The organism is Clostridium kluyveri DSM 555, from assembly GCF_000016505.1.
GTDB classification, from domain to species: domain Bacteria; phylum Bacillota; class Clostridia; order Clostridiales; family Clostridiaceae; genus Clostridium_B; species Clostridium_B kluyveri.
Map to the genome: position 1 here is coordinate 416,971 of NC_009706.1, position 23,839 is coordinate 440,809.

Genomic DNA, 23,839 nt, shown 5'->3' on the forward strand with positions numbered 1-23,839 from the left:
ATAAATTTAGGATGGTTGGAGGTTTTATATGTGGAAAAGTATGATCTTGTGATAATAGGGGGGGGACCGGCAGGGCTATCGGCAGCTGTAACTGCTAAAGAAGAAGGCGTAGATAATATATTAATACTTGAGAGGGAAAATCAGCTTGGAGGGACATTAAATCAATGTATACACAGTGGTTTTGGATTTAGTATATTTAAGGAAGAACTGACAGGTCCAGAATATGTGGAGAAGTCTATAGAAAAGGTAAAAGATATAAAAATTCCATATAAATTAAATACCACTGTATTTAATTTAACCAGAAATAAAATCATAACTGCAGTAAATGAAGAAGAAGGTATAATTGAGATAAAGGCTAAATCTATAATTTTATCAACAGGCTGTAGGGAAAGACCATGGGGTATTATGAATATATCAAGTAGTAAATGTGCAGGTATACTTACAGCAGGCTCCGCTCAGAGGTTTATAAACATAGAAGGCTATATGCCAGGGAAAGAAGTTGTAATATTAGGTTCTGGAAATATAGCTCTTATAGTTGCAAGGAGAATTACTTTAGAAGGTGGAAAGGTGAAGGCAGTTATAGAACCATTATCTTATTATAGTGGGCTTAAAAAAAATATAGTACAGTGTCTTTATGATTTTAAAATTCCCTTAAGATTAAATCATACAATAGTAGATATAAAAGGGAAGGGTAGAGTAGAAGGTGTAACTATTTCTAAAATAGATAGAAACAAAAAAATCATTAAAGGTAGTGAGGAGCATATACCTTGCGATACGGTAGTTTTATCTGTAGGATTATCCCCGGAAAATGAACTTTTAAGAAGTGCAGGAATAAAAATATCAAATATAACTGGAGGCCCCCTGGTGAATGAAAGTCTAGCTGCAAGTATAGATGGGATATTTACCTGTGGAAATGTACTTTATATTCATAATTTAGTTGACAATATTATTTTGGAAAGTATAAATGCAGGTAAAAATGCAGCAGCCTATATACAAGGCAAAAAATTTAATGGTAGTAAAATAAAAATATTGGCTCTTCATGGTGTTAAATATACAGTTCCCCAGTATATAAATATAGAAAATGTAGACAAAACCATAAATATTATATTCAGGGTGACAAATTTATTCAGAGATAAATTTATATCCGTATATTTTGATGGTGTCAGGGAAATGCATATTAAAAAGAAAATGCTTACCCCATCGGAAGTAGAAGAAGTTAAATTTACTAAGGAATTGTTGGGAAAATATCCTAAATGCAGACAAATAACTATAAGTGTACAAAAAGATTGATATACTTTCATATTAGGAGGATGCTGTATGTATAAAGATGAATTGGAAAAATTGATACAGGAGTTTGGCAATTTTACACAGTTAAAGCTTGAAAATATACCAGATATAGATTTATACATGGATCAAGTTACAACTCTTATTGAAGAAAAATTGGGACATTTAAAAAGAACAGAAGGAGAAAGTACTCTTACTAAGACTATGATAAATAATTATACTAAATCGGGAATACTTATGCCTCCTAAAAAGAAAAAATATTCTAAACAACACATTATATTGATAGTATTGACATACTATTTGAAACAAATCTTATCTATAGGCGATATACAAAAGTTATTTTCTCCCATAGTAACATCTATAATAAAAGGAGAAGACCGCAGAGAAGAATTAAATAGTGTCTATAAAAGTTTTCTGGAAATAGAGAAAAGTGAAATAGAAAGTTTTATAAAGAATTTTGAGCATAAAATTGGATTAGAAAATATTCTTAAAATTGAAGGAAATGATGAAAAAACAGTCTTTGAAGACAAATTCCAGTTAGAAGGGGAAAAGGATATAGTTGATCTTATACTAGTGGTAATCATGTTAATTGTAAAGGCCAATATGGAAAAGAGAATGGCTGAAAAGATAATTGATAAATTTTTTACAAAATAAAAATATACATAAATTTATGTATATTTTATTTCATTATTTAAATAGTTTATTAAAGCATTTCCTGCACAGTATAGTTTTCCCTTTATTCCCAGATATCATATCATCCTTGGTTACCTTTTTTCCACAGATTTCACAGTGACAATTTATATATTCCCTGCTGTAGTTTAATGTTTTTTCTGACTTTTTAAGCTTATTTCCTCTATTAGGTGGAGGAGAATAATTTATAGGCTCTCTTATTACAGGATTTTCTGAAATTTTATACTCTACATTATACAAACTTTCTCCAAATAGTTCTAATTCAAAGCGAGGATTGTCCTTATCGTAAAATTCTTCTATGATTATTTTTCTTATTTGGGCATCATTTACTATTAATCCGCTTTTTTCAATTCCATCGAATATACTCTTGGTTATATTGTTTGTATCGGGATGTCTTTTTTTACTTTTATAGTATACTTTAAGTAGTGCTATTAAAGATTCGGATATAACAAGTCCGGGATTTTGATTTCGACATTCATAAGCTATCTGTTCTTCATACAGGGCATATCTGTCATGATATTTACCCGAGTTATAAGGTAATATGGCTCTTCCCTGTACATTGAATAACTTAAAATTTGATTTTGATATAGGGGAACCATTGATAATTATTTTTGCATAGGGTTTATTCATTTTTCTATCTCCAGTATCATAGATTACATATTGTATTAATAAAAACTTGTATTGTTTAAATATATCATAATTCTAGCCTCCATAGGGTATTTTAATGTATTAACTTGTATTTTTAATAAACTAATACTAAAATAAGTACAGTTAAATAACATTAAGAAAGGTATAGAATCATGGATAAAGATTTAAGAATACTTGCCATTGAAAGCAGCTGCGATGAAACTTCTGCAGCTGTAGTAGTTAATGGGAGAATTGTATTGTCTAATATAATATCTTCCCAGATAGATATTCATAAAAAATTTGGAGGAGTGGTACCGGAAGTAGCATCCAGAAAACATATAGAGGTTATAAGTGTGGTAGTAGAGCAGGCTTTAGAAGAAGCCCAAATAACATTTAAAGATATAGATGCCATAGGAGTAACTTATGGTCCCGGTCTTGTAGGGGCACTTCTTGTAGGACTTCAATATGCAAAAGCATTATCCTATGCCTTAAACAAACCCTTAATAGGAGTAAATCATATAGAAGGACATATAAGTGCTAATTTTATACAATATAAAGACTTAAAGCCACCTTTTGTATGTCTGGTGGTATCTGGAGGCCATACCTATCTAGTGTATATGAAAGATTATGGAAAGTTTGAAGTGTTGGGGCAGACTAGGGATGATGCTGCTGGAGAAGCATATGATAAAATAGCAAGAGCTATTGGCCTTGGATATCCAGGAGGACCTAAAGTTGATAAAATAGCAAGAGAAGGAAACCCAGATGCCATCAAATTTCCAAGGGCAAATTTTCATGATAATAAAACTCTGGATTTTTCTTTTAGTGGTTTAAAATCTTCAGTATTAAACTATTTAAATCAAAAAAGTATGAAAAAAGAAGATATAAACAAAGCGGATGTAGCGGCTTCTTTTCAAAAAGCTGTAGTCAGTTTTTTAGTGGATAATTCATTAAGGGCGTGTAAATTAAAAAATGTAAACAAAATAGCAGTAGCAGGAGGGGTAGCTTCCAATACTTGTCTTAGGGAAACATTCAAAAGTCAGGGAAGTAAAAATAAAGTAGATGTTTTATTCCCTGAACCTATACTTTGTACAGATAATGCAGCTATGATAGGCAGTGCTGCTTATTTTGAATACATGAGGGGAAATACAAGTTCTTTAAATTTAAATGCAATTCCAAATTTGAAGTTGGGGGAAAGATAATATATATTTTTGTGTCAAACTCCACTTGAACCTATGAAGGATTTGATCGAAATAATTCAAGAAAATGTAACATATATGACACTAAATTAAATGTCATATATGTTATTATTGTTACTATATTTACATATAATATAGAGTAGCATAATTATTATATATAATACACTATTTACAAAAGCAATTTTAAGATATATAATAATTTGTGTTGAGATTGATTTTTTATATAAAAAGAAGTTGCAAATATTACTTTAATCTATAGCTTTAGTTTATGAAAAATAAACGTATAAGTCTGTTTGGACGTACTATCATATGTATGACATAGAGATATTTTGGGGCAATTAGTTATAATTAATATATGCAAGCATAAAAAAAATAAAATTCAATTGAAATAATTTTAATACTTATATATAATAGTACTATATTGTCTAGATTTAATACTAGTTGTTAATAAATATGCAAAATATATTTTTTATAAAAGGGGATGGTTGATTTGGCAAATAAATTTAAAAGAGTTCTGGTAGCCAATAGAGGAGAAATCGCTATAAGAATATTTAGGGCATGTGAAGAATTGGGAATAACTACAGTTGCTATATATTCAAAGGAAGATAAAAGAGCCCTCTTTAGAACTAAAGCAGATGAATCTTATCTATTAAGTAGTGATAAAGGACCTATTGAGGCATATTTAGATATTGATGAAATAATAAATATAGCTTTAAAGAAAAAAGTTGATGCAATACATCCAGGCTATGGGTTTTTAGCAGAAAATCCTGAACTGGCAAGAAAATGTGAACAAGCAGGTATCGAATTTATAGGACCTACTTCATCTATGATGGAAATGCTTGGGGACAAGATAAAATCCAAAATTGTTGCCAAAAAAGCAGATGTTCCTACAATACCAGGGATACAGGAACCTATAAAAACAGAAGAACAAGCCCTTGAATTTGCAAGATATTGCGGATATCCTGTTATGGTTAAAGCAGCTGCCGGCGGCGGCGGTAGAGGAATGAGAATAGTGAGAGAAGAAAAAGATCTTTTAGAATCCTATAATAGTGCTAAAAGTGAATCCATGAAGGCCTTTGGATCAGAAGATATATTTATTGAAAAGTATATTGAAAGTCCAAAACACATAGAAGTTCAAATTCTCGGAGACAAACATGGAAATGTAGTTCATTTATATGAAAGAGATTGTTCCATACAAAGAAGGCATCAGAAAGTAATAGAATTTACACCTTCTATAGCATTATCGGATGAAAAAAGAAATGAAATATGTGAAGATGCGTTAAAAATTGCAAGAAGTGTAGGATACAGAAGTGCGGGTACTTTGGAATTTTTAGTAGATAAGCATGGAAATCATTATTTTATAGAAATGAATACCAGAATTCAGGTAGAACACACAGTAACTGAAATGGTTACAGGAATAGATTTAGTTCAAGATCAAATACTTGTTGCGGAAGGGTATGAACTTGGTTCCAAAGAGGTAGGAATAAAATCTCAAGATGATATAAAGATGAATGGTTATGCTATTCAGTGTAGAATTACCACAGAAGATCCATTAAATAATTTTGCACCAGACACTGGAAGAATCGATATGTATAGGACTGGCTCCGGCTTTGGTATAAGACTTGACGGGGGTAATGGATTTACAGGAGCCGTCATAAGTCCTTATTATGATAGTCTACTAGTAAAAAATATATCATGGGCAAGAACTTTTGAGGATGCTATAAGAAAGTCAATACGTTCCATAAAGGAGACTATTATATCGGGAGTAAAAACTAACAGCGATTTTTTGATTAATGTTTTAAAACATGAAAAATTTATAAAAGGAGAATGTGATACTAATTTTATTGCAGATACTCCAGAGCTTTTTAATATAACTCCAAAACTTGATCCAGAACTTAGTATAATGAAGTATATAGGAGAAAAAGTAGTAAATGAAACTCGTGGTAAAAAGCCGTCCTTCAATGTACCTGTGGTTCCTAAAGTAGATGAAAGCCTTAGACCAAAAGGTACAAAGCAGATATTGGACGAACAAGGACCACAGGGGTTAGTTAATTGGATAAAATCCCAAAAGAAACTTTTGGTTACAGATACTACCATGAGGGATGCCCATCAATCACTTATGGCAACTAGGGTTAGAACTAGGGATATGGAAAAAATAGCAGCAGCTCAATCTGTTCTAGCCGGAGATATATTTTCTATGGAAATGTGGGGAGGAGCAACTTTTGATGTAGCATATAGATTCTTGAAGGAATGTCCATGGGAAAGGGTTGAAAAACTTAGAGAAAAAATACCTAATGTATTATTCCAAATGCTTTTAAGAGGAGCTAATGCAGTAGGATATAAAAATTATCCAGACAATGTTATAAGAGACTATATAACAGAATCTGCAAAAGTAGGTATTGATGTATTTAGAATATTTGACTCACTAAATTGGCTTAAGGGAATGGAAGTTGCAATAGATCAGGTATTAAAAGAAGGCAAGATAGCAGAAGCCTGCATGTGTTATACAGGAGATATACTCGACAGCAGCAGAGGCAAGTATACTCTTAAATATTATGTAAATTTAGCTAAAGAAATAGAAAAGACAGGAACTCATATTTTAGGTATAAAAGATATGTCTGGATTATTGAAACCTTATGCAGCATATGAGCTTATAAAGGCACTTAAGGATGAAATATCAATACCAATACATCTTCATACTCATGATACCACAGGTAATGGAGTTGCAACTGTACTTATGGCTACTCAAGCAGGTGTGGATATAGCGGATCTTGCATTTAACAGTATGTCAGCTCTTACCAGTCAGCCAGCGTTAAATTCTGTAGTTGCAGCGCTTAAAAATACAGAAAGAGATACTGGACTTGATGCAGATAACCTTCAAAAAATAGCTAATTACTGGGAAGATGTTAGACCTGTATATAGCCAGTTTGAATCAGGACTTAAGTCAAGTACTGCAGAAATATACAAATATGAAATTCCAGGAGGACAGTATTCTAACTTGAAACCTCAGGTTGAGAGTTTTGGCCTTGGAGATAGATTCGAAGATATAAAGGAAATGTATAAAAAGGTAAATGCTTTGGTAGGAGATATAGTTAAGGTTACCCCTTCCTCTAAAATGGTAGGAGATTTAGCTATATTTATGGTGCAGAATAATTTAGATGAAAACACTATATATGAGAAAGGAAAGAATTTGAATTTTCCTGATTCTACAGTTTCATACTTCCAGGGGATGATGGGTCAACCTATGGGTGGATTTCCAGAAGAATTACAAAAATTGGTATTAAAAGGAGAAAAGCCTTTAGATGGAAGACCAGGAGAATTTCTACCACCAGAGGATTTTGAAAAAATAGAAGAACATTTGACTAAAAAGTTCAAGAGGAAGTTTAATAAAAAAGAGATTTTAAGTTATGCGCTCTATTCTGATGTGTTTGAAAATTACTTGAAGTTCATAAATGAATACGGTGATCTCAGCCGTATGGACAGTGATGTGTTTTTCTATGGACTTACTGAAGGAGAAATGTGTGAAGTTGAAATAGGAGAAGGAAAGAGCTTGTTTATACAGCTCCTTGATATTACTAAAGTTAATGCTGAGGGATGTAGGTTCTTAGTATTTGAAGTTAATGGAAATAAGAGGGACATACAGATTAAAGATAAGCATGCTTTTGAAGGAGGTTCAGCAGTTCAACAAGCCGAAGCAGTTATGGCTGATGAAGACAATGAAAAAGAAATTGGGGCAAGTATACCAGGAAGTGTTATTAAGGTGCTTGTAAAAGCAGGAGATGAAATTGAAGAAGGACAGACTTTAATTGTAATAGAGGCCATGAAAATGGAAACTAACGTTACTGCTAGTGTTCCAGGTGTTGTTGAGGGAGTTTTTGTAAAAGAGGGTCAAAGGGTTAAAACTGGTGAACTTTTAGTTAAGTTGAAGTAAGCTGGTTTCAAAATAAAAGTTTCATGATTTAACCAAAAAACAATGTTTATTCTAAAATAACTGTAATATTTAATTATTATATAAGTAGGCACTATTTAAAATTTTTTAAGATAAGAAATTTTAAATAGTGTTCTTTTTTATAATTTATTATTTAAAATAGGTAACTTCACTAACTTAACCAGTTATGTTAAAATATATTAACAATAAAATATGAGATTATTCACAAGCGAGGTGTAGAACACATGGAGAATATAGGTTTAGTTTTAGAAGGAGGAGGTATGCGAGGGTTATATACTGCAGGAGTATTGGATTTTTTCATGGAAAAAAATTTGTATTTTCCATATGTTATAGGAGTATCTATGGGAGCTTGCAATGGATTGTCGTATATATCCAGGCAGAAGGGTAGGAATAAAAATATAAATGTGAATTATGTAAATGATCCAAGGTATTTAAGTTATAAAAATCTAATACTAAAAAAGGGCCTGTTTGGAGCAGAATTCATATTTGACGAGTTACCTAATAAATTGGAAATATTCGATATAGAAACTTTTACTAAGGCAAAGGAGAAATTTGTAGTTGCTGTTACAGATTGTGATAGAGGTGAGGCTGTATATTTTGAAAAAAGTGAATGTAAAGATAAAGATGTATATGATGTAGTAAAAGCTTCAAGCAGCTTACCTTTTATGGCACCTGTTGTGAAATTCAGGGGATTAAACTTATTGGATGGAGGAGTGGCAGATCCTATACCTATAAAAAAATCTATGAAAGATGGAAATAATAAAAATGTAATTATTTTAACTAGAAATAGGGGATATGTTAAGAAACCTTTTAAGATGAAATTCTTGGCACGAAAAATATATTCACAGTATAAGGGACTGACAGATGCCATGGTGTATAGATATAAAAAGTATAATAGTACCCTAGCCTATATAGAAAAGCTGGAAAGAGAAGGCAGGGTTTTTGTTATGAGACCCAGGGAGAATTTAAAGGTTAAAAGAATAGAAAAAGATAAAAATAAACTTATAGAATTATATAATCAGGGATATAAGGAAGCATCACAGTGTTATGATAGATTAAAAGAATGGATTAAACAATCAAATTAAGTTATATAATATAAATATAAGTTTTAATTTTAGTTAATGATATTAGTAAAATATATAAGATTAATAGGAGAGAATTGATAATATGGATTTAGGAAAAATATATAATGGTTTTAAACTATTAGAGAAAAAAAACTTGGAAGAAATAAACTCCATGGGAATGCTTTTTGAACATGAGAAAAGTGGTGCAAGGTTGTTTTTTTTAAAAAATGAGGATGAAAATAAAGTGTTTTCAATAAGCTTTAGAACTCCACCAGATGACAGCACTGGAGTTGCACACATACTTGAACATTCTGTACTTTGTGGCTCTAGAAAATTTCCGGTAAAGGAACCTTTTGTGGAATTGGTAAAAGGCTCCTTAAATACATTTTTAAATGCAATGACCTTTCCAGATAAGACTATGTATCCTGTAGCCAGTGTAAATGATAAGGATTTCTCAAATCTTATGGACGTATACCTAGATGCAGTTTTTTATCCTAATATATATAGGTATCCAGAAATTATGATGCAGGAAGGATGGCATTATGAACTGGATAGTATAGATAAGGAAATAACTTATAAAGGGGTAGTTTATAATGAGATGAAAGGAGCTTTTTCATCTCCAGAATCTATATTGTTTAGAAAAATATCAGAATCATTATATCCGGATACCCAATATGGAGTGGAATCAGGAGGAGATCCAGATGTAATACCAGAATTAACTCAACAACAGTTTTTGGCTTTCCACAGTAAATATTATCACCCGTCTAATAGTTATATATATTTATATGGAGATATGGATATACTGGAAAAATTAGAGTCTATAGATAGAGAGTATTTGAGTAATTTTAATAAAAGACAAATAGATTCTAACATATTAGAACAGCTTTCTTTTGATTCCCAAAGGGAATTTACAATAAAATATCCCATTTCAAGTGGTGAAAAAGAAGAGGGTAAAACTTTCCTGAGCATGAATTATTCAGTGGGAAAAGTTATAGATAATGAATTATATCTGGCTTTTGATATACTTGAACATTTACTTTTAGAAACTCCTTCTTCTCCTCTAAAAAAAGCTTTAATTGATGCCAATATAGGAAAAGATGTATTTGGAATATTTGAGGCCAGTATGCTTCAGCCTATGTTTAGTATAGTAGTTAAAAATTCTAATGAAGATAAAAAGAATGATTTTAAAGAATTGGTGGAAAAAACTTTAAAGAATATTGTGAATAAAGGTATGGATAGAAAACTTATAGAGTCTTCCATAAATATAAAGGAATTTCAGCTCAGGGAGGCGGATTACAAAGGGTACCCTAAAGGATTAATATATGGAATGAAGTGCATGGATAGTTGGTTGTATGGTGGAGAACCTTGGACGCATCTTTCCTATGAATCAGTATTGAATAAGATAAAATCACAGGTAGATGATAATTATTTTGAAAATCTTATAGATAAATATATTTTGAAAAATAATCACAGTTCTATGCTGATAGTTAAACCTGAAAAGGGACTGGCAGAGAATAGAGAAGCAGAATTAAAGAAGAAGTTGAAGGATTTTAAGGAAAGTATTTCAGATAATGATATAGATAGTATAATTAAAGATACCTTAAAATTGAAAGAAAGACAAAATATAAAGGATAGTAAAGAGGACTTGATGAAAATACCTCTTTTGTCCATATCAGATATAGAGCCAGAGCCTAAAAAATTGGAACTCAGAGAGAGAGAAGAAAATGATATAAAAATATTGTTTTATCCTACATTCACCAATGGCATATATTATGTAAATCTATATTTTGATACTCAAGGAGTAAAAGAAGATCTAATACCATATTTATCCCTTTTAAGTACAGTACTTGGAAAGGTCAGCACAAAAAATTATGATTATGAGGATTTGACGAAAGAAATAAATATATATACAGGAGGTATAAGTTATTCACCACAGATATTTGGAGAAAATAAGAGCAATAAAGAATTTTATCCTAAATTTATAGTTAAGTCCAAAGTTTTGGTTAATAATCTGGAAAAATTAATTTTACTATTGAAAGATATAATAAATTATACTAAATTTGATGAAAAAAAGAGATTAAAAGAAATAATTCAAGAGACTAAATCCAGGATGGAAATGACTATGTTTCAAAGAGGACATATAGTGGTTGCAAACCATGTTTGTTCCTATTTTTCACCTATGAGTAGATATGAAGATATATTAGGTGGACTGGAGTTTTATAATTTTATATGCCAGTTGGAAAAGAATTTTCAAGATAAGGTAGAGGATATAATAAGAAAATTAAAAGAAGTTTCTAATGAAATATTTAATAAGAGAAATCTAATTATAAACTTAACTTGTGAGGAAAAAGATTATGGTATTTTTAAAAATAAGATAAATGAGTTACTTTCTGAATTAAAAGATGAAGAAGTAACTAAGGTAAAATATAAATTTGATTTAGGAGCTAAAAATGAAGGTCTTATGACTTCTTCAAAAGTTCAATATGTAGCTAAAGCTTATAATTATATGGAACTTGGCTATCCTTATACCGGAAAACTCTTGGTCTTAAAAGCTATAGCCAATTATGAATATTTATGGAATCAAATAAGAGTTCAGGGAGGGGCTTATGGGAGTTTTGCTTCTTTCCAAAAAAATGGCAATGCTTTTTTTACCTCCTATAGAGATCCTAATTTAAAACGTACTATTGAAGTTTATAATAATGCAGCAGAATATTTTAAAAATTTCAAGGCAGATAGTAGACAAATGACTAAATATATAATAGGAACTATATCAGATCTGGATTTTCCATTATCACCGTCTATGAAAGGAGAACGTGCTGCGGAATATAATATAAAGCATATAACCTATGAGGATTTACAAAGGGAAAGGGAAGAAATATTAAATACTAAAGAAGAAGATATAGTTGCTTTTGCAGATCTGATTTATCATATTATGAGTAAAGATAATATATGTGTCATGGGAAATGAAGATACCATAAGAGAGAATAAAGACATATTTGAAAATTTAGTAAATCTATTTGAATAAATTATTATAAAATATACAATTAATTTAGTGGTTAAATTCCACAGTGTAATAATTTTATTTATACTGTGGATTAGACTTTTATCCGAAGGCGGGAATTAGCTAATACTTCTACCTTCTTTAAAGGAATAAGCACTGCTGTGCGCCTTTATAAGTTTTTTAAAGGTTCAGATGGAGATAAGCATTTCTCTATAGCAAACTCCACCTGAACCTTTGAATCACTTGATATTATTATAAAGTATTTTTAAATAACTAGGAGGGACATTATGGCATTAGCAAATGTTAGTATACAGGTTTTGCCTGTAGTTGAAGAGATAAATTTATACAAAGTGGTGGATAAGGTTATAGAATATATAGATTCTTGTGGAGTGAAGTATGAAGTGGGGCCTATGGAAGGTGAGTTAAGTGAGCTTTTAAAAATAGTAGAAGCTGCACAGGAAATATGTATAAAATGGGGTGCATCCAGAGTGGTATCTGTAGTGAAAATAGATTATAAACCACAGGGAGTTACTATGGGAGAAAAAATTAAAAAATATAGATAATAGGTCAGAATATTTTTCAATTCGAAGTATATGAACTGTATTATCCATTGTATAAATGAGTATAATATAATTTTTATGGTATGATTAATGCTAAAATTTAGTTGAAAAATAGCAGCTTATGATTTAATATATAGAGTATATAAAGGATATGGTGGTGGGTGAAACCATGAGGAAAATATTATTAGTAAACGATTGTAAACTTGAAAGTATTATTATGAAAGATAAACTAATAAATATGGGCTATGAAGTGGAAATTTCTAATGAGTATGGTGTCTTTTCAAAAGTTAATAAATTTAATCCAGAAGTTGTTATAGTAAATTTTGTGATGAAGGAGATTACTGGAGATAAACTTATAGAGAAAATAAAAATCAAAAATCATAATATTGTCTGTATCCTTTCTTCCTGTGATAGAATAAATTTAAAAGATTTTAAAGGAAAAGGCGTAGATGAGGTTATAAATACACCTATAGAGGAAAAAGAACTTTCTATGCTGATAAATAAAGCTATATTAAAGTATCAGGTAAAGGATGCTGATTCCGAAGATAATAGAATTGACCATAAAGAAAATAATAAAATTGAACATAATAATGTAGTAGCTATATTAAAAAAAGTAATTTTGTTTTGTCCTTATTGTGGAGGAAAATTAAAAAATGGAAGTAATTCTTTTGTATTTTGTCCATACTGCGGTGAAAAAATATAATAGAAATCATGGAGGAAATTAGTGCATATTCTAACGCCCTCCATATCTGTATCTTAAAACATTTCTTCCCATGTATTATATAAATCATCTAGTTTATTTTGTGTAATTAAAATTTCTGAGTGTATTTCACTACTTTTATTGGGATCTGAATAAACTTCCTCTAGACATAGTTTCTGTTGTAGCTCTAATATATAATCTTCTAACTTTGATATTTGGTCTTCAGTAGTTTTTATGAGAAGATTTTTTTTTCGTTGATTTTTTTCATAATCTTTTTTTCTCTTTTTATCATGCCGTGTTTGAGTTTTAGTCTTTGAAATACTTATCTCCTCTTGAAATCTCAAAGGATTTTTTTTCTTTTCTGTATAGTAGGTATAATTACCTACATATTCTTTTATTTCACTTTGGCTTAATTCATATATTCTGTTTATTGATTTATTCAAAAAATATCTGTCATGAGATATTACAAGTATAGTACCATCATAATCCAGTAAAGCTTCCTCTAAAGCTTCCCGAGAAGCTATATCTAAATGATTTGTAGGCTCATCCAGAAGCAAAAAATTAGATTTAGACAGCATTAGTTTTAATAGATTTATTCTGCATTTTTCTCCACCACTTATGGAAGAAATTTTTTTAAATACATCCTCCCCTGTAAATAGAAAACTGGCTAGTGCATTTCTAATTTCGGTAGTAGTAAGTTTTGGGAACTTATCCCATACTTCGTCTATTATAGTTTTTTCAGGATCTAAATCAGATTGTTCCTGATCATAATACCCTATTATGATATTTTTACCTAATTTACAAATCCCTGTATTGGATTCTATTTGTCCCATGATTATTTTAAAGAGAGTGGTTTTACCACAGCCATTTTTACCTACAATTGCTGTTTTATCCCCTTTTTTTACTTGGAAATTTACGTTCTGGAATAATAATTTCTCATTAAATCCTTTACTTAAGTTTTCCACATAGAGTACATCATTACCGCTATTTATCTCAGTTTTAAATATTATATTTTTAATTTTTATATCTTTATCTGGAGGAGGCAGCCTATCCATTTTATCCAACATTTTTTGACGGCTTTCTGCTGCTCTTATGCTTTTTTCTCTATTAAAGGATCTGTATTTTTCTATAATTTCTTCCTGCTTTTTTATTTCCATCTGTTGTATGTTATACGCTTTTAATTGAGTCTCGTAGTTCTTTTTTTTAAGCTTCAAAGAGTTAGTATAATTTCCATTGTAAAAATTTATATGACCATTTATAAGCTCCATAGTTGACTGTGTTATAGTATCTAAAAAATATCTGTCATGGGATATTATAATTATGGTTCCTTTATAAGATTTTAAATAGTCTTCAAGCCATTCTATAGCTTCTAAATCCAAGTGATTAGTAGGCTCATCTAGTAAAAGTATATCCGGTTTTGTTAAAAGCAATTTACAAAGGGCAACTCTTGTCTTCTTACCTCCACTTATTATGCTTATAGGATCATGAAATTCATTCATGGAAAAACCTAGTCCTGTTAAAATTTTATTTATTTCTGCTTTATAGGTGTATCCTCCTCTATTTTTATAAAGTTCTGAATAGGTAGTATAATCGTTAATCAATTTGTTTCTATAGTCTTCATCTTTGGAATCGTAGGGCTCATTCATTAAAGTTTCTAATTTATTTAATTTATTCTCTAAGTCAGTTATGGCTTGAAATACGGTGAGCATTTCATCGTATATGGTATTTGAAGAATCAAGTGATAAATGCTGGGTCAAATAGCCTATTGTTTTAGTCTTATCTATAAACATATCTCCACTATCTGGAGCTATATTATTAGTTAAAATTTCAAACAGGGTAGACTTTCCAGCTCCATTTGGACCTATTAGTGCTACACGATCTTCTTCGTTTATATTGAAAGTTATATTTTCTAATATGACATCTATTCCATAACTCTTATGAATATTTTTACAGCTTAAAATAATCATAGCAATAACACCTTCCTCAATTTAATATTTTACTATGTAAAATGATTTTTTTATAGATTTTATTTAAAATATAGAGAGTATTTATTGATATAATAGAAATCATTGATATAATAGATGTAATATAAATATTATAAAGATTGAAAAACCTTAATAAAAAATATAAAATAATAAAAAATAGGAGATTAACATATGTTATAATTGAGATAATACTATATAGGAATAAAATTGAATTATGAACTTATAGTATAATTTATTTTGATATATAAATTTTAGTATATAATTAAAACATATAGTTATGGATATGAGGTGCGGTATGGATAAGAAAAAAGATATATCAATGTCTGTTATAAAGAGACTGCCTAAATATCATAGATATTTAGGCAACTTAATGAGAAATGATGTAGATAGGATATCTTCAAAGGAGTTAAGCGAAAAAATAGGATTTACAGCTTCACAAATAAGACAGGATTTAAATTGCTTTGGAGATTTTGGTCAACAAGGATATGGGTATAATGTAAGTGAATTATACAGCCAAATGTGCAATATACTTGGACTTACGAAAGTATATAGAACAGTTATAATAGGCGCAGGGAATATAGGGCAAGCTATATCTAATTACATCGGTTTTGAAAAATTAGGTTTTGAATTAAGAGCTATATTTGATATAAATCCAAAGCTCATAGGTATCAGTATTAGAGATATTGAAATAAGGGATATAGATTATTTGGGTGATTACCTAAGAGAAAATGTTATAGATATAGGTATAATATGTGTTCCTAGTAATAATGGTCAAAAGGTTTGTAATATTTTGGTTAAAAATGGAGTAAAAGGTATATGGAATTTTGCTCCGGTGGATCTTATTGTACCAGAGGATGTAAAAGTAGAAAATGTTCATTTAAGTGACAGTTTATTGACCTTGAGTTGTCTCCTGAATGATATAGAATGATCCTTAAAGTTATATATTTTTATCGTAAATGCTAAAATGAAATATTAAATAAAATTTATTTAATATTTTATATTAATTTATATTGAAATATATAAGGTTAAGGTATATAATAATAAATGAAGTGAAAACTTCAATTATTTTTAAGTGTATTTGTGATATTATTAACAATACTTTGTTAATGTTACTTTTAAAAGGTTTAGGAGGGAGGAGTAATATGGAATTTAAAAATATCATTCTTGAAAAGGATGGAAATGTGGCTTCAATAACGTTGAATAGACCTAAGGCATTAAATGCATTAAATGCAGCAACTTTAAAAGAGATAGATGCCGCAATAAACGACATTGCTGAAGATGATAACGTATATGCTGTGATAATTACTGGGTCAGGTAAAGCTTTTGTAGCAGGAGCAGATATAGCTGAGATGAAAGATCTTACTGCAGTTGAGGGAAGAAAGTTTTCAGTTCTTGGCAATAAAATATTTAGAAAATTAGAAAATTTAGAAAAACCAGTTATAGCAGCTATAAATGGATTTGCACTGGGTGGTGGCTGTGAATTGTCATTGTCTTGCGATATAAGAATAGCTTCATCAAAGGCTAAGTTTGGTCAACCAGAGGTTGGTCTTGGAATTACTCCAGGGTTTGGAGGTACTCAAAGACTTGCAAGAGCAATAGGCGTTGGTATGGCTAAGGAACTTATATATACCGGAAAAGTAATTAATGCTGAAGAGGCATTAAGAATAGGTTTGGTAAATAAAGTAGTTGAGCCAGATAAATTATTGGAAGAAGCTAAAGCTTTAGTAGATGCTATTATTGTTAATGCACCTATAGCTGTTAGAATGTGTAAGGCTGCTATAAATCAAGGACTTCAGTGTGATATAGATACAGGTGTAGCTTATGAAGCAGAAGTATTTGGGGAATGTTTTGCTACAGAAGATAGAGTAGAAGGAATGACAGCATTTGTAGAAAAAAGAGACAAGGCTTTTAAAAATAAGTAATTTAATATTATTATAAATCAGATAAATAACTTAATTTAAGATTATAAATTAATAACTCACGTTTAAATTGTGATCTTTATTTTGATTAAAGGTTTACAAATAAAGGTTTACAAGAAATAATAAATAAAAGATATGTGCTATATTTAGTATGAAAACTATTTAGGAGGTAAAATAAATGGATTTTACATTAACAAACGAGCAAAAATTTGTAGAACAAATGGTAAGTGAATTTACTGAAAATGAAGTTAAACCTATAGCTGCTGAAATAGATGAAACAGAAAGGTTTCCTCTTGAGACAGTAGAAAAATTTGCTAAATACGGAATGATGGGTATGCCTTTTCCAGTTGAATACGGCGGCTCAGGTACAGATTATTTATCCTATATAATAGCAGTAGAAGGACTTGCAAAGAGTTGTACTTCATCATCAACTATATTGTCAGCACATACTTCACTTTGTGCAGCACCTATTTATGATTGGGGTACAGAAGAACAGAAACAAAAATACTTAGTTCCTCTTGCAAAGGGAGAAAAACTTGGAGCATTTGGTTTAACTGAACCTAATGCAGGTACTGATGCTGCTGGACAGCAGACAACAGCTGTTTTAGAAGGGGATCATTATGTATTAAATGGACAAAAAATATTTATTACAAATGGTGCATATGCAGATACTTTTGTAATATTTGCAATGACAGACAGAAGCAAGGGTACAAGAGGAATAACAGCATTTATAGTTGAAAAAGATTTCCCTGGTTTCTCCATAGGAAAATCTGAAGATAAGTTGGGAATTAGAGCTTCCTCAACTACAGAACTTATATTTGAGAATTGCATAGTTCCAAAAGAAAATATGTTAGGAAAAGAAGGAAAAGGATTTACTGTAGCAATGCATACTCTTGATGGAGGAAGAATTGGTATAGCAGCACAAGCGTTAGGTTTAGCAGAAGGCGCATTAGCTGAAGCACTTAATTATATGAAAGAAAGAAAACAATTTGGAAAAGCTCTTTACAAATTCCAGGGATTAGCATGGATGGTTGCAGAATTAGATACTAAAATAGAAGCTGTTAAACAACTTGTTTATAAAGCAGCAGTAAATAAACAAATGGGTCTTCCATATTCAGTGGAAGCTGCAAGAGCTAAATTAGCTGCGGCTACTGTAGCTATGGAAACAACTACTAAAGTTGTTCAAATCTTTGGTGGATATGGATTCACTAAGGATTATCCAGTAGAAAGAATGATGAGAGATGCTAAGATAACTGAAATATATGAAGGAACTTCACAAGTACAAAAGATGGTTATTTCAGCAAATTTATTTAAATAAATAGGAGGAGTTCATAATGAAAATAGTAGTTTGCTTAAAGCAAGTACCAGATACAACTGAAGTTAAAATAGATCCAAAAACAGGAACATTAATAAGAGAAGGCGTTCCATCAATAATAAACCCAGATGATAAAAATGCACTTGAAGAATCAATTGCTTTAAAAGAAAAAGTAGGGGGTACAGTTACAGTAGTAAGCATGGGGCCTCCACAGGCAGTGGATGCACTTAGAGAAGCTCTAGCTATGGGAGCTGATGAAGCAATATTAGTTTCAGACAGAGCTTTTGCAGGAGCAGATACTCAAGCTACTTCCTATGCATTAGCAGGAGCACTTAAAAATTTAGAATATGATTTAATATTTGCAGGAAGACAAGCTATAGATGGAGATACTGCACAGGTTGGACCTCAAATAGCAGAAAAATTAGGAATACCTCAGATAACATATGTAGAAAAAGTTGATGTAGATGGAGATACTTTAACAGTTCAAAGAGCTTGGGAAGATGGATATGAAGTAGCAAAAATTAAAACTCCATGCATGTTAACTGCTATAAAAGAGTTAAATCAACCAAGATATATGAACATGAAGAACATATTTGAAGTTTTCAAGAAAGAAGTTAAAATATGGAGTGCTGACGACTTAGATGTAGATAAAAATAAACTTGGTCTTAATGGTTCCTGCACAAAAGTTAAGAGATCACATACAAAAGAAGCAAAAGGAGCAGGAGAAATCGTTAATAAACCAATAAAAGAAGCAGTAGCATATTCAATTTCAAAATTAAGAGAAAAACATGTCATTTAATATATAGGAGGGGTTTAGAATGAACTTAGCAGAATACAAAGGCGTATGGGTATTTGCTGAACAAAGGGATGGAGAACTACAAAAAGTAGCACTTCAATTAGTTGGAAAAGGAAGAGAATTGGCAGACACTTTAGGAGTAGAATTAACTGCTGTATTACTTGGTAGTGAAGTAGATGATTTGGCAAAAGAATTAGTTGCATATGGAGCAGACAATGTTTTATACGCAGATAGTCCTCTTTTAAAACATTATACTACAGATGGATACACTAAAGTAATAGATGAACTTATAAAAGAAAGAAAACCAGAAATATTACTTATAGGAGCTACATTTATCGGAAGAGACTTAGGACCAAGAGTTGCAGGTAGAGTTTTTACAGGTCTTACAGCAGACTGTACAGGACTTGATATAGATGAGGCAACAAAAAATTTGATGATGACAAGACCTGCATTTGGTGGAAACTTAATGGCAACTATAGCTTGCGAAAAAACAAGACCTCAAATGTCAACAGTAAGACCAGGAGTTTTTAATGCGCTTCCAAGAGATGCTTCAAGAACTGGAAAAATAGAAAAAATAGCTGCAAATGTTGCAAAAGATGACATCAGAATTGAAGTGCTTGAAGTAGTTAAATCTGCTGGCGATACAATAGATATTTCAGAAGCAGATGTAATTGTATCAGGTGGAAGAGGACTTGGTGGTCCAGATGGATTCAAAGTTCTTAAAGAATTAGCAGATTTATTAGGTGGAACTATAGGTGGATCCCGTGCAACTATAGATGCTGGCTGGATAGATAAGAGCTATCAGGTTGGACAAACTGGTAAAACAGTAAGACCAGGTCTTTATATTGCATGCGGAATATCAGGTCAAATACAACATTTAGCTGGTATGCAGGATAGTGGATTTATCGTAGCTATCAATAAAGATGAAAACGCTCCAATGATGCAAGTAGCGGATCTTGCAATTGTAGGAGATTTATATAAGGTTGTTCCAGAATTTGTAGAACAAGTTAAAGCTTTAAATCTTTAATTGATTTTATAAATATTTATAATCTATAAATAGTATTTCTATGTGTTAGAAACCTCCCCTGCAGTATCAATATAGTATTGCAGTGGAGGAAACTATATGAATAAATGCTTTTATTTTAAGCATACTAATTTTAATTTATTACTAAAATTCAATCATATTAAATTTTTAAGGAGGAGTGACATATATGAGTATTAAAAGTGTAGCGGTTTTAGGTAGTGGAACTATGTCTCGTGGAATTGTGCAGGCTTTTGCAGAAGCAGGTATAGATGTAATTATCCGTGGAAGAACTGAAGGTAGTATTGGAAAAGGTCTAGCAGCAGTAAAGAAAGCTTATGATAAAAAAGTATCAAAGGGGAAAATTTCCCAGGAAGATGCTGATAAAATAGTTGGAAGAGTAAGTACAACAACTGAACTTGAAAAATTGGCTGATTGTGATCTTATAATAGAAGCAGCATCAGAGGATATGAATATAAAGAAAGACTATTTTGGAAAATTAGAAGAAATATGCAAGCCTGAAACAATTTTTGCTACTAATACTTCTTCATTATCTATAACTGAAGTAGCAACAGCTACAAAGAGACCAGATAAATTCATAGGAATGCATTTCTTTAATCCAGCAAATGTTATGAAATTAGTTGAAATCATAAGAGGTATGAATACTTCACAAGAAACTTTTGATATTATAAAAGAAGCTTCCATTAAAATAGGAAAAACTCCTGTAGAAGTTGCAGAAGCTCCAGGATTTGTTGTAAACAAGATATTAGTACCAATGATCAATGAAGCAGTAGGAATTTTGGCAGAAGGAATAGCTTCAGCAGAAGATATCGATACAGCTATGAAATTAGGCGCTAATCACCCAATGGGTCCTTTAGCATTAGGAGATCTTATTGGACTTGATGTAGTTCTTGCAGTTATGGATGTACTTTATAGTGAAACTGGAGATTCAAAATATAGAGCTCATACATTACTTAGAAAATATGTAAGAGCAGGATGGCTTGGAAGAAAATCAGGAAAAGGATTCTTCGCTTATTAAAATTATGTGATTTAGATAGATTTAAATGTATTTTAAGTAATATTTAAATTATAATAATTAAAAAGAATTTTGGGCTAATTAATGATTAGTCTAAAATCTTTTTTTAATTATATAGTTTTTTATAGTAGTGAAATTATTTTGGTAGTATGATATAATATAATAAAGGGCTTATGTTTGAAATTAGATTTAAGTCTTAAAGTTAAACGTTTTATAATAGTTATTAGTTTTTTCAGATGGGGTGAATGGAATGTATAAAATTGTAGACAAACAAGCTCTTGCACCTAAGATATATTCAATGGATATAGAGGCGCCAAGAGTAGCTAAGTCCTGTCTTCCAGGGCAATTCATTATAGTTATAATAGATGATAAGGGTGAAAGAGTACCTCTTACCATTTGTGACTATGATGCAGAAAAAGGAACAGTAAAGATAGTATTTCAAACAATGGGTGCATCAACACAAAAATTGGCGAAATATGAAAAAGGAGATTCTATTAGAGATTTCGTAGGGCCTTTGGGAATGCATTCAGAATTTCTGGACGAGGATTTAGAAGAACTTAAGAAAAAGAATATTATATTTGTAGCAGGAGGAGTAGGAACAGCTCCAGTTTATCCGCAGGTGAAATGGTTAAGTGAGCACGGAGTAAAAGCTGATGCTATAGTAGGTTGTAAATCTAAGGACCATTTACTTTTGGAAGAAGAAATGAAGGCTGTAACAGATAACCTATATATAGCTACTGATGACGGAAGCTATGGATATAAAGGATTTGTTTCAGACAAACTTAAGGAACTTCTAGATGATAAAAAAGGTAAAAAATATGATTGTGTAGTTGCTATAGGGCCAATGATTATGATGAAGTTTTTATGCAAACTCACAAAAGAATATGATTTAAAAACTATAGTAAGCTTAAATCCAATAATGGTAGATGGAACTGGTATGTGCGGAGCTTGTAGGGTTACAGTAGGTGGAGAAGTTAAGTTTGGATGTGTAGACGGACCGGAATTTGACGGACATTTGGTTGATTTTGATGAAGCTATGAGAAGACAAGCTATGTATAAGACCGAAGAAGGAAAGAAAATTCTCCAAGCAGAAGAAGGAGACACCCATCATGCTAAGGGATGTAATTGCGGAGGTGACAAATAATGGCTGTAGATAGAATGAAAAGAGTACCAATAACAGAACAGGATCCAAAAGTTAGGGCAACTAATTTTGATGAAGTATGTCTTGGATATACTGAAGAAGAAGCAGTACAAGAAGCATCAAGATGTTTAAATTGTAAAAAACCAGGATGTGTTTCAAAATGTCCTGTTTCAATAAGCATACCACAGTTTATTGAACAAATTAAAAATAAAGATTTTGAAGCAGCAGCTAAAGTTATAGCAAAATCCAGTGCGCTTCCTGCAGTCTGTGGAAGAGTATGTCCACAGGAAAGTCAATGTGAATCAAAATGTGTACTTGGAATAAAAGGAGAAGCTATTGCAATAGGAAAACTTGAGAGATTTGTAGCTGACTGGTCAAGAGAAAATGATATAGACCTTTCAGATAAAGAAGCACCAAAGGGTAAAAAAGTAGCGGTTATAGGAAGTGGCCCTTCAGGACTTACCTGTGCAGGGGATTTGGCAAAACTTGGATACGATGTTACTATATTTGAAGCACTTCATGAAGCAGGCGGAGTTTTGGTTTATGGAATTCCAGAATTTAGACTTCCAAAAGATACTGTAGTAAAGCATGAAGTAGAAAACGTAAAAAAATTAGGTGTTAAGATAGAAACAAATGTAATAATAGGAAGAACTATTACTATAGACGAACTTGTAAAAAATGAAAAATTTGATGCTGTATTCATAGGCTCCGGTGCAGGACTTCCAATGTTTATGAATATACCAGGAGAAAATTTAAATGGTGTATTTTCAGCTAACGAGTTCTTGACTAGAAGTAATCTCATGAAGGCATTTAAAGATGATTATGCTACACCAATAAAAGTTGGTAAGAAAGTTGCAGTAATAGGCGGAGGAAACGTTGCTATGGATGCAGCTAGAACGGCATTGAGATTGGGAGCAGAATCATATATAGTATATAGAAGATCAGCAGAAGAAGTTCCAGCAAGGGCAGAAGAAGTTCACCATGCTAAAGAAGAAGGAGTACAATTCCATCTTTTAACTAACCCTATAGAAATATTAGGTGATGAAAAGGGTTGGGTTAAAGGTATGCGTTGTATAAAGATGGAACTTGGAGAACCAGATGCATCTGGAAGAAGAAGACCAGTTCCAATAAAGGGTTCAGAATTTGAATTAGAGGTAGATACAGTAATAATGTCCCTTGGAACATCACCAAATCCATTAATAGCATCTACAACAAAAGGACTTGAAATGAATAAACGTAAGTGTTTAATAGCAGAAGAAGAAACTGGACTAACTACAAGAGAAGGAGTATATGCAGGAGGAGACTCAGTAACTGGAGCTGCTACTGTTATACTTGCTATGGGAGCAGGTAAAAAAGCTGCAAAAGCTATAGATGAGTACTTAAGCAAGAAATAATCTATTTTCTAGAAAAGCTGTATTAGGTTAATGACCTAATACAGCTTTTTATATTGGCAGTGTAATGAAATAATATTGATTGCCTTTATCTTGTTCTGGATTATTATATAAAATTCATTTCAATTTAAGAATCATTTAATGAAATCATAAGATAGTTAGTG

18 protein-coding genes are annotated in these 23,839 nt (G+C 31.2%); 16 read left to right on the plus strand and 2 right to left on the minus strand.

All coding sequences use genetic code 11. From position 1 onward, the window contains the following. Positions 1-30: 30 nt before the first annotated feature. Complete coding sequence (locus CKL_RS02190; protein WP_011989012.1) at positions 31-1,290, plus strand: NAD(P)/FAD-dependent oxidoreductase; 1,260 nt, start codon at positions 31-33, stop codon at positions 1,288-1,290. 27 nt (positions 1,291-1,317) lie between these two features. Further along, positions 1,318-1,938 carry a DUF1836 domain-containing protein gene (locus CKL_RS02195; RefSeq protein WP_011989013.1) on the plus strand — a complete coding sequence of 207 codons (621 nt, stop codon included), beginning with the start codon at positions 1,318-1,320 and terminating at the stop codon, positions 1,936-1,938. Between the two features lie 33 nt (positions 1,939-1,971). On the opposite strand, the gene CKL_RS02200 is transcribed toward CKL_RS02195, so the two are convergent. After that, positions 1,972-2,604 (minus strand): RusA family crossover junction endodeoxyribonuclease, encoded by a 633-nt coding sequence (locus tag CKL_RS02200; protein WP_011989014.1) that lies wholly within the window; start codon positions 2,602-2,604, stop codon positions 1,972-1,974. Between the two features lie 170 nt (positions 2,605-2,774). Between CKL_RS02200 and tsaD the strand changes: the two genes are divergently transcribed. The 6 genes from tsaD (at position 2,775) to CKL_RS02230 (ending at position 13,074) form a co-directional block, all read left to right on the plus strand. Then, positions 2,775-3,800, plus strand: a complete 1,026-nt coding sequence (tsaD, locus tag CKL_RS02205; RefSeq protein ID WP_011989015.1) for a tRNA (adenosine(37)-N6)-threonylcarbamoyltransferase complex transferase subunit TsaD — start codon at positions 2,775-2,777, stop codon at positions 3,798-3,800. A 478-nt stretch (positions 3,801-4,278) separates the two neighbouring features. Beyond that, positions 4,279-7,728, plus strand: coding sequence for a pyruvate carboxylase (locus CKL_RS02210; RefSeq protein ID WP_012620136.1), 3,450 nt, complete (start codon positions 4,279-4,281; stop codon positions 7,726-7,728). 242 nt (positions 7,729-7,970) lie between these two features. Next, positions 7,971-8,831: a patatin-like phospholipase family protein gene (locus CKL_RS02215; RefSeq protein WP_011989017.1), complete on the plus strand. Its 861-nt coding sequence runs from the start codon at positions 7,971-7,973 to the stop codon at positions 8,829-8,831. Positions 8,832-8,913: 82 nt separating this feature from the next. Further along, entirely contained in the window at positions 8,914-11,835 is a 2,922-nt protein-coding gene (locus tag CKL_RS02220; RefSeq protein ID WP_011989018.1) for an insulinase family protein, read from the plus strand. 263 nt (positions 11,836-12,098) lie between these two features. Beyond that, a complete protein-coding gene (locus tag CKL_RS02225; RefSeq protein ID WP_011989019.1) occupies positions 12,099-12,374 on the plus strand; it encodes a thiamine-binding protein in 276 nt (91 codons plus the stop codon). Positions 12,375-12,540: 166 nt separating this feature from the next. After that, positions 12,541-13,074, plus strand: a complete 534-nt coding sequence (locus CKL_RS02230) for a response regulator (protein WP_011989020.1) — start codon at positions 12,541-12,543, stop codon at positions 13,072-13,074. Positions 13,075-13,127: 53 nt separating this feature from the next. Here CKL_RS02230 and CKL_RS02235 read toward each other — a convergent pair whose 3' ends face one another. Next, positions 13,128-15,038, minus strand: a complete 1,911-nt coding sequence (locus CKL_RS02235; protein WP_011989021.1) for an ABC-F family ATP-binding cassette domain-containing protein — start codon at positions 15,036-15,038, stop codon at positions 13,128-13,130. Positions 15,039-15,351: 313 nt separating this feature from the next. On the opposite strand from CKL_RS02235, the gene CKL_RS02240 reads away from it, so the two are divergent. The 8 genes from CKL_RS02240 (at position 15,352) to gltA (ending at position 23,678) form a co-directional block, all read left to right on the plus strand. After that, the gene (locus CKL_RS02240) at positions 15,352-15,984 is read left to right on the plus strand and encodes a redox-sensing transcriptional repressor Rex (RefSeq protein WP_011989022.1); all 633 of its coding nucleotides are present in this window, start codon (positions 15,352-15,354) and stop codon (positions 15,982-15,984) included. A 214-nt stretch (positions 15,985-16,198) separates the two neighbouring features. Next, positions 16,199-16,978 carry a short-chain-enoyl-CoA hydratase gene (locus tag CKL_RS02245; RefSeq protein WP_011989023.1) on the plus strand — a complete coding sequence of 260 codons (780 nt, stop codon included), beginning with the start codon at positions 16,199-16,201 and terminating at the stop codon, positions 16,976-16,978. A gap of 175 nt (positions 16,979-17,153) precedes the next feature. Further along, the gene (locus CKL_RS02250) at positions 17,154-18,293 is read left to right on the plus strand and encodes an acyl-CoA dehydrogenase (protein ID WP_011989024.1); all 1,140 of its coding nucleotides are present in this window, start codon (positions 17,154-17,156) and stop codon (positions 18,291-18,293) included. 16 nt (positions 18,294-18,309) lie between these two features. Beyond that, a complete protein-coding gene (locus tag CKL_RS02255; RefSeq protein WP_011989025.1) occupies positions 18,310-19,089 on the plus strand; it encodes an electron transfer flavoprotein subunit beta/FixA family protein in 780 nt (259 codons plus the stop codon). Positions 19,090-19,108: 19 nt separating this feature from the next. Beyond that, the gene (locus CKL_RS02260) at positions 19,109-20,113 is read left to right on the plus strand and encodes an electron transfer flavoprotein subunit alpha/FixB family protein (RefSeq protein WP_011989026.1); all 1,005 of its coding nucleotides are present in this window, start codon (positions 19,109-19,111) and stop codon (positions 20,111-20,113) included. A gap of 223 nt (positions 20,114-20,336) precedes the next feature. Continuing rightward, positions 20,337-21,146, plus strand: coding sequence for a 3-hydroxybutyryl-CoA dehydrogenase (locus CKL_RS02265; protein WP_423200914.1), 810 nt, complete (start codon positions 20,337-20,339; stop codon positions 21,144-21,146). 247 nt (positions 21,147-21,393) lie between these two features. Further along, complete coding sequence (locus CKL_RS02270) at positions 21,394-22,287, plus strand: sulfide/dihydroorotate dehydrogenase-like FAD/NAD-binding protein (protein ID WP_011989028.1); 894 nt, start codon at positions 21,394-21,396, stop codon at positions 22,285-22,287. Continuing rightward, positions 22,287-23,678: an NADPH-dependent glutamate synthase gene (gene gltA / locus CKL_RS02275; RefSeq protein WP_011989029.1), complete on the plus strand. Its 1,392-nt coding sequence runs from the start codon at positions 22,287-22,289 to the stop codon at positions 23,676-23,678. Before CKL_RS02270 ends, gltA begins: the two co-directional genes overlap by 1 nt. Positions 23,679-23,839 lie beyond the last annotated feature (161 nt).

Coding starts and splice junctions, on each gene's coding strand:
- CKL_RS02195 (WP_011989013.1), top strand. CDS start 1,318: ATGTATAAAGATGAATTGGAAAAATTGATACAGGAGTTTGGCAATTTT.
- CKL_RS02200 (WP_011989014.1), bottom strand. CDS start 2,604: ATGAATAAACCCTATGCAAAAATAATTATCAATGGTTCCCCTATATCA.
- tsaD (WP_011989015.1), top strand. CDS start 2,775: ATGGATAAAGATTTAAGAATACTTGCCATTGAAAGCAGCTGCGATGAA.
- CKL_RS02210 (WP_012620136.1), top strand. CDS start 4,279: ATGGTTGATTTGGCAAATAAATTTAAAAGAGTTCTGGTAGCCAATAGA.
- CKL_RS02215 (WP_011989017.1), top strand. CDS start 7,971: ATGGAGAATATAGGTTTAGTTTTAGAAGGAGGAGGTATGCGAGGGTTA.
- CKL_RS02220 (WP_011989018.1), top strand. CDS start 8,914: ATGGATTTAGGAAAAATATATAATGGTTTTAAACTATTAGAGAAAAAA.
- CKL_RS02225 (WP_011989019.1), top strand. CDS start 12,099: ATGGCATTAGCAAATGTTAGTATACAGGTTTTGCCTGTAGTTGAAGAG.
- CKL_RS02230 (WP_011989020.1), top strand. CDS start 12,541: ATGAGGAAAATATTATTAGTAAACGATTGTAAACTTGAAAGTATTATT.
- CKL_RS02235 (WP_011989021.1), bottom strand. CDS start 15,038: ATGATTATTTTAAGCTGTAAAAATATTCATAAGAGTTATGGAATAGAT.
- CKL_RS02240 (WP_011989022.1), top strand. CDS start 15,352: ATGGATAAGAAAAAAGATATATCAATGTCTGTTATAAAGAGACTGCCT.
- CKL_RS02245 (WP_011989023.1), top strand. CDS start 16,199: ATGGAATTTAAAAATATCATTCTTGAAAAGGATGGAAATGTGGCTTCA.
- CKL_RS02250 (WP_011989024.1), top strand. CDS start 17,154: ATGGATTTTACATTAACAAACGAGCAAAAATTTGTAGAACAAATGGTA.
- CKL_RS02255 (WP_011989025.1), top strand. CDS start 18,310: ATGAAAATAGTAGTTTGCTTAAAGCAAGTACCAGATACAACTGAAGTT.
- CKL_RS02260 (WP_011989026.1), top strand. CDS start 19,109: ATGAACTTAGCAGAATACAAAGGCGTATGGGTATTTGCTGAACAAAGG.
- CKL_RS02265 (WP_423200914.1), top strand. CDS start 20,337: ATGTCTCGTGGAATTGTGCAGGCTTTTGCAGAAGCAGGTATAGATGTA.
- CKL_RS02270 (WP_011989028.1), top strand. CDS start 21,394: ATGTATAAAATTGTAGACAAACAAGCTCTTGCACCTAAGATATATTCA.
- gltA (WP_011989029.1), top strand. CDS start 22,287: ATGGCTGTAGATAGAATGAAAAGAGTACCAATAACAGAACAGGATCCA.